Annotated in this window: 11 protein-coding genes; 6 read left to right on the forward strand and 5 right to left on the reverse strand. The window is 70.2% G+C overall.

Annotation, left to right across the window (positions count from 1 at the left end):
* Positions 1-107 precede the first annotated feature (107 nt).
* Positions 108-2,471, reverse strand: coding sequence for a methyl-accepting chemotaxis protein (locus ACPYIS_RS04295; RefSeq protein WP_425973902.1), 2,364 nt, complete (start codon positions 2,469-2,471; stop codon positions 108-110).
* Between the two features lie 100 nt (positions 2,472-2,571).
* Positions 2,572-3,252, reverse strand: a complete 681-nt coding sequence (gene rpe, locus ACPYIS_RS04300) for a ribulose-phosphate 3-epimerase (RefSeq protein ID WP_424859946.1) — start codon at positions 3,250-3,252, stop codon at positions 2,572-2,574.
* 147 nt (positions 3,253-3,399) lie between these two features.
* Between rpe and thiL the strand changes: the two genes are divergently transcribed.
* From thiL to ACPYIS_RS04320, 4 genes are all read left to right on the forward strand, one after another.
* The gene (gene thiL / locus ACPYIS_RS04305) at positions 3,400-4,431 is read left to right on the forward strand and encodes a thiamine-phosphate kinase (protein ID WP_424859945.1); all 1,032 of its coding nucleotides are present in this window, start codon (positions 3,400-3,402) and stop codon (positions 4,429-4,431) included.
* The gene (locus ACPYIS_RS04310) at positions 4,428-5,306 is read left to right on the forward strand and encodes an NUDIX hydrolase (protein WP_424859944.1); all 879 of its coding nucleotides are present in this window, start codon (positions 4,428-4,430) and stop codon (positions 5,304-5,306) included. The genes thiL and ACPYIS_RS04310 overlap by 4 nt, the downstream gene beginning before the upstream one ends.
* 68 nt (positions 5,307-5,374) lie before the next feature.
* Positions 5,375-5,860 (forward strand): phosphatidylglycerophosphatase A family protein, encoded by a 486-nt coding sequence (locus ACPYIS_RS04315; protein ID WP_424860147.1) that lies wholly within the window; start codon positions 5,375-5,377, stop codon positions 5,858-5,860.
* 4 nt (positions 5,861-5,864) lie between these two features.
* Positions 5,865-6,419 carry a CinA family protein gene (locus tag ACPYIS_RS04320; RefSeq protein ID WP_424859943.1) on the forward strand — a complete coding sequence of 185 codons (555 nt, stop codon included), beginning with the start codon at positions 5,865-5,867 and terminating at the stop codon, positions 6,417-6,419.
* A 30-nt stretch (positions 6,420-6,449) separates the two neighbouring features.
* Here the strand turns inward: ACPYIS_RS04320 and ACPYIS_RS04325 are convergent, their stop codons facing one another.
* On the reverse strand, positions 6,450-7,289 hold the full coding sequence (locus ACPYIS_RS04325) for a UPF0149 family protein (protein ID WP_424895036.1): 840 nt from the start codon (positions 7,287-7,289) through the stop codon (positions 6,450-6,452).
* Positions 7,290-7,368: 79 nt separating this feature from the next.
* Between ACPYIS_RS04325 and ACPYIS_RS04330 the strand changes: the two genes are divergently transcribed.
* Positions 7,369-9,873: a Lon protease family protein gene (locus ACPYIS_RS04330; RefSeq protein ID WP_424859941.1), complete on the forward strand. Its 2,505-nt coding sequence runs from the start codon at positions 7,369-7,371 to the stop codon at positions 9,871-9,873.
* Positions 9,874-9,897: 24 nt separating this feature from the next.
* On the opposite strand, the gene ACPYIS_RS04335 is transcribed toward ACPYIS_RS04330, so the two are convergent.
* On the reverse strand, positions 9,898-11,298 hold the full coding sequence (locus tag ACPYIS_RS04335; RefSeq protein ID WP_424895035.1) for an aminopeptidase P N-terminal domain-containing protein: 1,401 nt from the start codon (positions 11,296-11,298) through the stop codon (positions 9,898-9,900).
* Positions 11,295-12,071, reverse strand: a complete 777-nt coding sequence (locus ACPYIS_RS04340; protein ID WP_424859939.1) for a nucleotidyltransferase family protein — start codon at positions 12,069-12,071, stop codon at positions 11,295-11,297. Before ACPYIS_RS04340 ends, ACPYIS_RS04335 begins: the two co-directional genes overlap by 4 nt.
* Positions 12,072-12,135: 64 nt before the next feature.
* Between ACPYIS_RS04340 and ACPYIS_RS04345 the strand changes: the two genes are divergently transcribed.
* The gene (locus ACPYIS_RS04345; RefSeq protein WP_299020275.1) at positions 12,136-12,279 is read left to right on the forward strand and encodes a hypothetical protein; all 144 of its coding nucleotides are present in this window, start codon (positions 12,136-12,138) and stop codon (positions 12,277-12,279) included.
* Positions 12,280-12,615: the final 336 nt, after the last annotated feature.

Here is a 12,615-nt window from a genome sequence, read left to right on the forward strand (position 1 = left end):
GTTCGGGATGAGGGGGTGCGCGATCCGGGACCACGGAGACGGACAGAGCGATTCAATGACGAAGCCGCGATTGTGCCGCACGCGCGGGCGGCCCACTGCCCGCGGGGTCAGTCACCCAGCGACGTGCGCTGGCGCTCGGCGGTCGATTTCATGGCGCTACGGTACGCGCCACAGCCGATGATGAGGCCATTGGGCAGCGGCGCGACGAAAGACGATTTCGCCCGCACTTGTCCGGTGACCGGATTGATGATGTTGTACTCGACCCAGCCGCCCCCTTGCTCGACGCGGTGCAAGACGTCGGCCATGAAGGCGTCGGCATCGATGCCCGGTGCGTCGTGCACGCGCGTGCCCACCTTCGCCGGATCCAGCCCCATGACGCGGTAGGTGCCCTCGCGGTCGAGCACGAAGATATACAGATCCCGATCGACGAAGGGGCCTTCGCGGTTTTGCATGTCTCGTGCCGCTTGATCGTAGCCGACTGCCTGAATGTGGGCCAGGGCTTTTTGCACCAACTCGTACGCCTCGTCAGCGGTGCCCTGGCGCAGCTTCATGTGGTGCACCGCTTCGTCCAGATCGCGCGTGCGCTCCATGAGTCGGTTGGCACGGTGCGTCGTGCGCTCGACCATGGCCGAGTTCTCGTAGGTCACCTTGTCCAGGTCACCCACCGCCGCCACCACTTCGGCCAGGGCGGTGCTTTGCTGCCGGCTGGCATCGGCCATGGTACCGATGCGCGCTGCGATGTCGCGAATGCCTTGCACCAGCTTGCCCATCGCGTCGCTGACGGTGCGAATCTCGGTCACCGTGCCCTGTACGCGCTCGGCTGACTCGGCGATGAGCTGGCGCACTTCGTTGGCAGCCTCTTGGCTGCGTTGCGCCAAGCGACGGACTTCGCTGGCCACGACGGCAAAGCCGCGTCCCGCCTCTCCGGCGCGCGCGGCTTCCACCGCTGCGTTGAGCGCCAGGATGTTGGTCTGGAAGGCGATACCGTCGATGGTGCCGATGATTTCGGTCATGCGCTGCGAGGTGGCCTGCAACGAACCCAGTCCGCCGACGGTGTGCTGCATCAGCTCGCCGGCGCGCTCGGTTTCGGCGTTGAGTTCCGCGGTCAACCGCCGCACTTCCTGCGCCGATTCGGCATTGCTGCTCACCGTTTCGGCCACCTGGCGCACGTTGGCCGTAGCTTGCTCTAGGCTCGCGGCCTGGCTCTGCGTGCGGTCGGCCAGTTGTTGGCTGTCTTGTACGAGTTGCAGCCCCACGTGTCCCAGCACCGCCGCGGCGCTGCGCACGTCGGCCACCAATTCCGACAAATGCGCCAGCATGTTGCGCAGACGCTGGCTCATGTCGGCCATCTCGTCGCTGCCCGGCAGCACCGCGTCGCCCGTGAGGTCGCCTTCGGTCGCCCGGTCGATGGCCTGATTCAGGTGCTGAAGCCCCCCGACGGTGGCGCGGTAAAACGCCACTATGCCGTAGCCCAGCACCAACAGCACGACCGCGCATCCGGCCACCACCCATGTCAGCCGCCGTTGCAGCGCTCGTGCCCGATCGGTCAGCCGTGCCTCGGCCTGCGTCAGCAAGGTGTCTTCCAGCGCGATCTGCGCTGCGATTGCCCGCTCGGACAATCGAAAAAACGCGGGAGCCTCGATGGTCATGGCCGCGGTGCGCAGGTGGGCGTCCACCGCGCGCAGCCACTCGTCGGTCTCGGTGCGAAACGCGGCCCATTCGGTGGGCGCCGCCATGCCGCGCCGCTGCAGGCTGTCCAGGCGCTCTTGCATGGCGGGCAGCAGGGCCTGCACGCGCGCGGCCTCGCCCGCCAGCCGCACGATGTCGGAGATGATGACCGAATCGGTCATCGCATTCGGGTCGGCCAACTGCACGCTGGCGCGCCCGCGCAGGAAACTCACCGTCTCGCGCGCCACGGGCAGCAGGTCGGTGGCCAGCGCGACTTGGTGCACGACCAGCGGGTCGGTATCCAGGCTCAGGCCCGAGCCTTCGGCGACGGCGTTGGACAGCCGCTGCAGGCGCTCCAGTGCCGCCGTGGCCTGCGCGTGGCGAGCCGACGGCGCCAGCTTGCCGTCTTGCATGAGCTGTTGCACGCTCTCGAACACGGGTGCCCATGCACCGCCAAGGCCGGCACTGTCTTGCCGCATCGGCGCGTCGAGTGCCTGCAGCGCCTCGACCACCGCGCGTTGCGCCGCCTCGTGCCGAGCGGCGACGTCGGGCACGCCGGCGATCGGCTGTGCGGTGTCACGCCACTCCTGCAGTTGTCGGGACAGACGTTGCAGGGCGTGCACCCGGTCCGCCCCTTGCGCCGCCTGCGCGGCCCGCTGGGCCTGTTGCCAGGCGTCTGCCGACAGCAGCCAGGCGAGGACCAGCAGGGGAATCGCCACCACACCCGCCATCCCGAGCATCTTCAGGGTCATCGGCAGCCGTTGCAACAACGCGACGGCTGGTTGAAAGGGGTCGATGCGCATGGGTTGAGTATCGGCCAAAAAAGCACGCCGGCGAGTCATCGAAAACCCCAACGCGGTCGCGTGGGTTGAGGGTCCAGGCGAGGCGCAGGCCGCGGGCGGATCAGGCCGAAAGCGCCGCACGCATGCGCTCGATCACCGCGCGGTAGTCGGGCTGCCCAAAGATGGCGCTGCCCGCCACGAAGGTGTCGGCTCCGGCGTCGGCCACGCGGCGGATGTTGTCGGCCTTGATGCCGCCGTCCACCTCCAGCCGGATGTCCTTGCCGCAGGCGTCGATGCGCCGGCGCGCCTGCTCGATCTTGCGCAGCGCGCTGTCGATGAAGCTCTGACCGCCAAAGCCCGGGTTGACGCTCATGATGAGGATGAGGTCGATGTCGTCGATGACCCAGTCGAGCACGTCCAGCGGCGCGGCGGGGTTGAAGACCAGACCCACCTGACAGCCGCGCGCGCGGATGGCCTGGATGCTGCGGTGCACGTGGGTGCTGGCGTCGGGGTGAAAGCTGATGAGGTCGGCCCCTGCATCGGCAAACATCTGCGCCAGCGCATCCACCGGCTGCACCATCAGGTGCACGTCCAGCGGGATACGGCGGCCGTCGGGCGCCACGCAGTGCGGCTTGAGCGCCTGCGCCACCGCCGGCCCGATGGTCAGGTTGGGCACGTAGTGGTTGTCCATCACGTCGAAGTGGATCCAGTCGGCGCCGGCGGCGATGACGGTGCGCACTTCTTCACCCAAGCGGGCGAAATCAGCCGAGAGGATGGAGGGAGCGATGCGGTAGTGAGGCATGGCGTGGGTTGGCAGTGCAGGGGCGGGGGGTATCGTGCTGGCGCGTATTGTGGCAGCGATCGGTGAGGGGGTTGTGGTAAAACCTCCGCCATGCGTGAAAACCCTGATCCGCTGTGGGGGCCGCACCGGGGGCGTGGGGAGTAGCCCATGGCCGGTGAGTTCGACTGGATCGCGCGCCACTGGTGCCCCGCAGGCCCCTGGCCGCCGCATGTGGTGCTGGGCAACGGCGATGACGCGGCCCTGCTGCAGCCGACGCCGGGCATGGCGCTGGCCGTTAGCAGCGACATGCTGGTGCAGGGGCGGCATTTTTTGCCCGACGTCGATCCCGAAGACCTGGGGCACAAGGCACTGGCGGTCAACTTGAGCGACCTGGCGGCCATGGGTGCGCGGCCGCTGGCGTGCACGCTGGCGCTGGCGCTGCCCGGTGCGCCGACTGAGGCGTGGTCGGCCGCGCTGGCGCGGGGTTTTCTGGCGCTGGCGCAGGCGCATGGGTGCCCGCTGGTGGGTGGCGACACCACCGCCGGGCCGCTGACGCTGTGCGTAACCGTGCTGGGCGAAGTGCCCGCGCCGCAGGCCAGCGCGCGCCACCGTGCCCAACCGGGCGACGAGATTTGGGTCAGTGGCGCACTGGGGCTGGCCCGCTTGGGGCTGGCCCTGCTGCGCGGCGAGCAGTCCTTCTCGGGGCCAGACGCCGACGCCGCGCGCGAGCGCTTGCTGCGCCCCACACCGCGCGTGGCGCTGGGGTTGGCCTTGCGTGGGTTCATCCATGCCGCGGCCGACGTCAGCGACGGGCTGGCGGCCGATCTGGGCCACATCTGCGCCGCTTCGGGCGTGGTGGCGCGGCTCGACGCGGCGGGTTTGTGGCAGTCCGCCCTGGCCCCGGCGCTGCACCGCTTGCCCGCGCCACTGGCTTGGCACTATGCCCTGGCCGGGGGGGATGATTATGAGTTGGTGTTTACCGCACCGGCGGCCCAGCGCCCCGCCATCGAGGCCGCCGCTGCGCGTGCGCAAACGCCGGTGGCGCGCATCGGCCGCATCGAGCCCGGCCCGCCTGCGTCGCATCCCTTGACCGACGGCACGTCCCGCGTGCAGCTGTGCGACGCCGCGGGGCGGCCGTTCGATCTGCCCGCCGGGGTGTCGCTCGCCGGCTTCGACCATTTCGCTACCATGTCGGCATGACGGATTCCGCGCCGATGCCCATCCCCAGTACCGTGGCTGCCCCGCGCGCATCCGCCTCCGTCGTGCTGCTGCGCGAAGCGGGCGCTGGGTTGCAGGTGCTCCTGCTGCGCCGCCACGCCGACGCCCGCGTGCTGGGGGGCGTATACGTCTTTCCGGGTGGCAAGGTCGACGCCGATGATGCCGCCCCCGATTGGGCCCCGTGGCTGGATCGGCCGCCCGAGGCGCTGGTGGCGGGGCTGGGCGAGCCCGGTTTGACCCCGGCGCAGGCGCAGGCGCTGTACGTGGCGGCTGCGCGCGAGCTGTGGGAGGAAGCCGGCGTGGCCCTGGTGGATGCGCCCACGCGCTGGGCCGACGCGGTGCCACGGACGGCGACGACCGCGTGGCGCACGGCGCTCGCGGGCGCCGGGGTGCGGCTGGCCACGCAGGCGCTGCGCCCGTGGTCGCGCTGGATCACGCCGCTCGATCCGCCGGTGGGCACGCCACGCTTCGACACGCGCTTCTTTCTGGCGCGCCTGCCCGACGGTGCCCGGGCGCAGCACGACGACCACGAGACCACCGACAGCGCGTGGATGACCCCGCGCGAGGCGCTGGCGCGGTACTGGGCGCGGGAGATCGACCTCATCCCGCCGCAACTCATGAGCCTGGCGCAGCTCGCGCGGCACGCGAGTGTGGCCTCCGCTTGGGCCGAAGCCGCCCAGCGCCCGCCGCCGTGTATCCTGCCGCACACGTTTCGTGACGGTGAGGTGCGTGCCATCTGCTACCCCGGCGACGCGTGCCATCCGGTGCGCGAGCGGGCGCTGCCGGGCCCGACGCGGCTGCGGTGGGTCAACGGGCGTTTCGAGCCCGAGGACGGATTCGAAGGGTGGTTCCGGTGAAGCCCGAGCGGGTGGACGTGGTCGAAGTGCCGGCGCCGCTGCCCTGGCCGGTGGCCAGTGCGCGCTTCATGTGGGCGCGCCTGTCGCACCTCGTCGCCATGGGGTTTGGCGCCGGGCTGTCGCGCACCGCCCCTGGCACCGTGGGCACGCTGTGGGCGTGGGCGGCATTCGTGCTCATCGATGCGCTGGCCGCGCCGGGCGACCGTGGCTGGGCGCTGATCATCGGTGTGGGGGTGTTGGTGGGTTGGTGGGCCAGCACGCAGACCGCGCGCCGCAGCGGCATCGCCGACCCGTCGTTCGTCGTGGTGGACGAAGTGGTGGCGTTCTGGCTGGTGCTGTGGATGGCCGCGCCCACCAGCCTGTGGGGGCAAGCGGTGTGCTTTGCGCTGTTTCGATATTTCGACGCCGCCAAGCCCGGCCCCGTGGCCTGGGCCGACCAGGTGTTCAAGGGCAGCGGCTGGCGCGGCGGCTGGGGCGTGATGTTCGACGACCTGGTGGCCGCGTTTTGCACGCTCCTGGTGGTGGCGTTGTGGCGCTTCGTCTGGGGGAGCTGAGGCGATGAACCCAGGGTCTTGCCGCGCTACCGTGCCCGCCGACGGCGGCGGCAGCGGGCTGCTGTGGGTGCCACCGGCGGTCTGGCCGCTGTTGCACGACCTGGCACAAGCCCTGCTCGGGCGCGGCGAGCGCCTCGTGTGCGCCGAGAGCTGCACGGGTGGGCTGGTGGCGGCCTGCTGCACCGCGCTGCCGGGCTCGAGCGACTGGTTCGAGCGTGGCTACGTCACCTACTCGAACGCCGCCAAAGTGGCCGAGTTGGGCGTGGCGCCCGATCTGCTGGCCGCCCACGGCGCGGTCAGCGAGCCCGTGGCGCGCGCCATGGCGCATGGCGCCGCGGCCGTGGCTGGCGTGCGGGTGGCGCTGGCCATCACCGGCATCGCTGGCCCCAGTGGCGGCAGCGCCGCCAAGCCGGTGGGTACCGTGTGGTTTGGCTGGTGCGTGGACGGCCTGGTGCACGCCGAATGCCAGCGCTTCGACGGCGACCGCGCTGCCGTGCGCGCCGCGGCGGCCGAGCACGCCCTGGCGGGCCTGCTGGCGCGCCTCAGGGCCTGCGCCTGACCGGCCGGGCGCGTCCGTGACGGCAAGGCGTCACGCCGCGCCGCAACACTTCTTGTACTTCTTGCCGCTGCCGCAAGGGCAAGGGTCGTTGCGGCCGGGGGTCACGGCGCGGCGGATGGGCTCGATCTGTGGCCCCACCTCGCGTGCGATGTCGTACAGGTCGTACACCGCCCACAGCGCCTCGCCAAACAGCGCCCAGCGCGCCTCACTCACCGTCGGCGGCCCGTCGGCGTTGCCCGGGTTGAGGGCAGGCGGGTCGGCGTCGTCCTCGGTCAACGCGTAGACGGTGTCGAGCGCGTCGCCCCAGGCCTCGGCCAGCTCGCGCTCGCGCGGCGCGCGCCAGTCGTCGAGCCAAGCCTCCACCACGTCGGTAAAGCCGATAGCCCAGTATTGGCTAAACGCCGGCAGCACTTCGTCGCTGCGTTCGGTCAGCGCTTCGCGCTCCGCCGGGGGCAGTGCGGCCACCGCCGCGCGCACGTCGATGAGGTAGGGCACCAGCGCCCGCTCGTCGTCCAGCGACTCGATGGGGGCTTGCAGTGCGGCGGCCACCTCGTTCCAGCGCCGAAACCACAACCCAACGAAGTCCTGTAACTGTGCCTCGTCGCGAAATTGCGCCTGTCCGAACCCTGGGCCGCCCGCGCCGTCACCGCCAAACAGCACCGGGAAATACTCGCTCGGCGGGATCGAGCGACGGCAGCACAGCAGCGCTGTCAGAAAGCCGTCGCAGTACTCCCATGAGCGCGGGATGCCGTCGCTGCGCGAGGCGAGGTCGTCCAAAATCGTTTCCAGCCGCTGGTAGTCCTCGTCGCCCAAGGGGGGCGAGTCGGGGGTGGCGAGCATCTGGAAGGGCGGGCGGGGTTGTGGATCCATCGCCGCAGTGTAGCGTGGGCGGCTCTCCAGCGGCGGGCGTGCTGCCGGCACGGCCGATGAACGGCGCTAGACTGGGCGCATGCAAGAGATACCCCGGCACGACGAGACCACCGACACGCCCCAGGCGCCCGTGGGTGCGCAGCGCTTGGCGCCCGAGGCGCTGCGCCTGCGCATCGACCCGGCGTGTTTGGGCTTCGATGACACGTCGGCGCTGGAGCACGAGCCGTTGCCCTGGATTGGGCAGGCGCGGGCCCAGACCGCCGCCCGCTTTGGGCTGGCGATCGACCAGCCGCACTACCACCTGTTCGTGCTGGGCGAGATCGGCACCGGGCGCTCGACACTGCTGGAGCAGGAGATGCGTGCTGCCGCCGCCAGCCGACCGGTGCCCCCCGACCTGTGCTATCTGCACCACTTTGCCGCCCCCGAGCGGCCGCGGGCGCTGCGGCTGCCCGCGGGTCAGGGGCGGGCGCTGCGCCAGCGCATGGCCGAGTTTTGTCGCCGGCTGCAGGTCGAAATTCCCAAGCGGCTGAGTGAGCCCAGTTTCAAGGCCGCGCTGTCGGCGCTGGAAAAGACGTACAGCGATCGCGAGGCGGAGGCGTTCGCGGCCCTGTCTGCCTACGCACGGGCGCGGCACTTCGCCCTGCGGCGTGAGGGCGGGCAGCTCATCTTCACCCTCATCGACGATCAGGGCGAACCGCTGACCGCCGAGGCCATGGCCGCGCTCGAGCCCGAGCGACGGGCCGCCTACGACGAGGGCGAACGCGAGTTGCGCGCCGAGATTCTGCGTTTTCTGGAAGTGACGGCGCCCTTGGAGCGTGCCCTGCGTGACGGGGTGGAGGCGTTGCGTCGGCAGGCGGTGCGGCCACTGCTCGATCGCGAGCTCGACGCCATCCGGCAAGGCTTGCGCAAACAGTTCAAAGACACGCGCAAGCTGGGGCAGTGGCTGGACGCGGTGGAGCAGGATGTGCTGGAACACCTGGCGCTGTTCGAGCCTGCCGATGCCGACGAGGAGGCCGAGCGCCGCGCGGCGTTGGAGCGCCAGTTGCAGCGCTACCGCGTCAATCTGGTGGTCGACAACGCCGAGACGGTGGGCGCCCCCGTCATCATCGAGAACAACCCGCTGTACCGGCCGCTGTTCGGCAGCATCGAGTACCAGACCGACAACGATGTGCTGGTGACCGATTTTTCGCGCATCCGCGCCGGCAGCCTGCTGCGCGCGCACGGCGGCTTTTTGATGCTGCACCTGCGTGATTTGCTGGCCGATGATTTGGTGTGGGAGAAGTTGCGGCGTTTTCTGCGCAGCGGCCGCTTGCAGATCGAAGAGCCCGGGACGATGTTTTCAGCGCTGGCCACCACCTCGCTCGAGCCGGAGGCGGTCGATGTCGATGTCAAATTGGTACTGATCGGCTCCAACGAACAGTTCTACGCGCTGCAGGAGGTCGACCCGGAGTTCGCGCGGCATTTCCGTATCAAGGTGGACTTTGCCGAGACGTTCAGCGCCAACCCCGACACCTGGCGCGCCACCGGGATTTTCATCGCCCACACGGCGCGTCGGCTGGGGCTGCTGCCGTTTGGTGCGGCGGCGGTGGCGTGCCTCATCGAAGACAGCCACCGCGAGGCGGAGGACCGCACGCGCCAGAGTGCGGCATTCGCACGCACCGAGGCGCTGGCCATCGAAGCGGCCGAGCTGGCACGCCGCCGCGGCGCACGGCGCGTCGAGCGCGACGACGTGGCGGCGGCGATCGCCGCGCGCAACCATCGGCACGACTATCCCGACCAGCGGCTGCGCGAAGCCGTGGCCGATGGCGACCGTCTGGTGCATCTGTACGGTGCGCGCGTGGGCCAGCTCAACGGCCTGTCCGTCATCGACCTCGGGGACTACCGCTTCGGCTTGCCGATCCGCGTGGCCGCGCGCACCGTGCCCGGCACCGAAGGCCTGCTCAACATTGAGCGCGAGGTGGCCCTGTCTGGCCCCATCCACGACAAGGCGGTGCTCGTCCTGCACAGCTATCTGTCGGCCCTGTTCGCGCCGCTGGCACCGCTGGCGCTGACCGCCTCCATCGTGTTCGAGCAGGAGTACGCCGGCATCGAGGGCGACTCGGCGTCGTGCGCCGAGTTCTACGCCCTGCTGTCGTCGTTGTCCGGTTTGCCGCTGCGCCAAGGCATTGCCGTGACCGGGGCGATCAATGCGTTTGGCGAGGTGCTGCCGATCGGCGGCGTCAACGAAAAGATCGAGGGATTTTTCAAAGTCTGCGCCACCGCCGGGCTTGACGGCACACAGGGCGTGCTCATCCCGGCGCGCAACTGGCGCCACCTGATGTTGGCCGACGAGGTGTGCGAAGCGGTGGCGACGCAGCGCTTTCACATCTGGACCGTCGACCATGTCGCCGACGGCATGGCGTTGCTGACCGGTGTGCCCTTTGGCGCCGACGCCTCACGCGCTGCCGGCGGCGCCGTCACTGCGGCGCAGGACGCTTTTGTCCCCGATACGGTACTGGGTCGCGCGGCCGCCACCCTTGCGGCCTACCGCCGCGCGTGCCTGCGCGCAGGCAACCCGCGCGCCTGGCGGCAGCGCGGGGGGTGAGTGCTGTCATCTGAAGCCAGCCCCTCACCCCCGCATCAGCGCCTCGATCGCGTCCGGCTCGACGGGTACGTCGCGCGTGATGAGTTCGCAGCCGGTGTCGGTGACCACCGCGTCGTCTTCGATGCGGATGCCCAGGTTCCAAAAATGCGCGGGCGCGCCACTGGAGGGGCTGACGTACAGGCCGGGCTCGATGGTCAGCACCATGCCCGGGCGCAGGATGCGGCTGGGGCGGTCGCGGATGATTTCGCCGCTGAGCGAGTCCCGCCGCTCGCTGGTCTGGCCGACCTCGCTGGGCTCGACGTAGCTGCCGACGTCGTGCACGTCCAGCCCCAGCCAGTGGCCGGTGCGGTGCATGTAGAAGCGAAAGTAGTGCCGCTGCTCGATCACGTCGTCCAGGTGACCGACGTCGTTGCGGTCGAGCAAGCCCAGATCCAACATGCCCTGGGCCAGCACCTTGACCGCCGCGTCATGCGCGTCGACGAAGCGCGCACCGGGCCGGGTGGCGTCGATGGCGGCTTGCTGCGCGGCGCGCACCAGCTCGTACAAGTCGCGCTGCGGGCCGGTGAAGCGTCCGTTGGCCGGAAAGGTGCGGGTGATGTCGCTGGCGTAGCCGTCGAGCTCGCAACCGGCGTCGATGAGCACCAATTCGCCCGCGCGCACCGGAGCTGCGTCGGCGCGGTAGTGCAGCACGCAGGCGTTGGCACCCGCAGCGACGATGCTGCCGTAAGCGGGGTATTGCGAGCCGTGGCGACGAAATTCGTGCAGCAGCTCGGCGTCCAGGTGGTATTCGCGCACGTCCTCGCCGGCGCGGATCATGGCCGCGCAGCGTTGCATGGCGCGGACGTGGGCGTGCGCGCTGATGCGTGCGGCGCGGCGCATGACGTCGAGCTCGTGCGCGTCCTTGATGAGTCGCATCTCGTCCAGCAGCGCGCACGCGTCGCGCAGCGCCTGCGGGCACAGCACGCCGAAGCGCACGCGCGCGCGCACCTTTTGAAGCCAGCCCTCGATGCGCGCCTCCAGCCCGGCGTGGGTGGCGAAGGGATACCACACGCTGCTGCGGTTTTCCAGCAGCGGGGGCAGGCGGGTGTCCAGTTCGTCGACGGGATAGGCCTCATCGACGCCGAGTGCGGCGGGTGCCGCCTCGGGCCCGAGGCGGTAGCCGTCCCAGATTTCGCGCTCCAAATCCTTGGGCTGGCAAAAGAGCGTGCTGTGGCCGTCGGCGGTCAGCACCAGCCAGGCGCGCGGCTCGGTAAAGCCCGTCAGGTAGTAGAAATAGCTGTCGAAGCGAAACAGGTATTCGCTGTCGCGGTTGCGGATGCGCTCCGGCGCGGTGGGGATGATGGCGATGCCGCCATCACCGAGCTGGGCGGCCAGGCGTGCGCGCCGCTGGGCGTAGAGGGTTTGGTGGGGAATGGGGGGCGTCATGGCGGTGATGATAGGCCGTCGCGGTTGAGCGCCGCCAAGCGCTCGGGCGTGCCCACGTCGGCCCAGGTGCCGCTCCAGACCTCGGCCGTGACGCGGCCCTCGGCCATGGCCCGCCGCAAGACGGTGGCCAGCGGTGCGCTGACGCCTTGTGGGTTGCCGGCCGGGATGTCGCACCAGGGCGGCGCAAACAGCGCACGCCGCAGCAGCGCCACGCTGGAGTAGGTCCAGCGCGGGCGGGGGTCGTCGGCGGGCAGGTCGAGCGCGCGCCCCTGTGCATCCAGGCCAAAGTCGCCCCGGGGATGGTGCGGCGGGTTGGGCACCAGCCACAGATGGGCCAGCGCGTCGCTGGCGGCAAAGCGTTGCCGTGCCGCCGCCTCGAACGGAAAGTCGGGCATGAACACGTCGCCCGCCGCCAGCCAGAAGACCTCTTCGAGATGCGGCAGCGCGCGCGCGATGCCGCCAGCGGTCTCCAGCGCACGGCCGAAGTCGCGACCTTCCATCGAATACGACAGGGTCACCGGGCCGAACGGGCTGCGATAGGTGTGACCCAGGGCGGCTGGGATGCGCTCACCCAGCCAGGCGGTGTTGATAAGCACCTGCCATACCCCCGCGCGGGCCAGTGCGTCCAGGTGCCAGGCCAGCAGCGGCCGGCCGCGCACGGTCAACAACGGTTTGGGGCAGGTGTCGGTGAGCGGGCGCATGCGCTCGCCACGGCCGGCGGCCAGCAGCAGGGCGTCGGCGCGCGTCGTCGCGGGCGGGGTGGGGTGACGCATGGGGGGATTTTGACTAAAATCAAGCAACGGGTTTTCTTTCACTGCCACTGTTCAGGAGTCGTCCATGGCGCAAGCCCCCTCCACCGAGCACACTGCCGACGCGGCCGATCCGGCCGAAGCGATCGTTCACGTGATTCCCTGGCTGATCCCGGTGGCCGGCGCCATTTTGATGTTCTTGTTGGCCTTCATCGCCGTGGTCATGGCCTGACGGGTACCGACCTGGCCTGGCCCGGGCCGGTGCCTGGGTGGGCCTGGTTCGCCAAGCCCCTCCTTCTTCGGTCCCGCCGGGCGTCGGTCCGGCGGGATTCGTTTTTCGGCCGCCCGCCGCCACGTCACGGGGCTGTCATGATGCGATGCAAATTTTGCATGACGCATGCGACGAAAGTCAGCCACCGTGCAGCCCCGCTTTCTACAATGCCGTCAACCCCGTCATGCCGATGCGCGTCCAGGCCAACCCGTGGGCGCGCCGTTCTTGGTTTGCCACCGGCATCCCCGGTGGCGGGCGGCGGGGCGGGTTCGCAGGCGGCGTGCGCGTATCGGCCGC

Origin of the sequence: Tepidimonas sp. HKU78, assembly GCF_049860815.1 — a bacterium.
Classification (GTDB): domain Bacteria; phylum Pseudomonadota; class Gammaproteobacteria; order Burkholderiales; family Burkholderiaceae_C; genus Tepidimonas.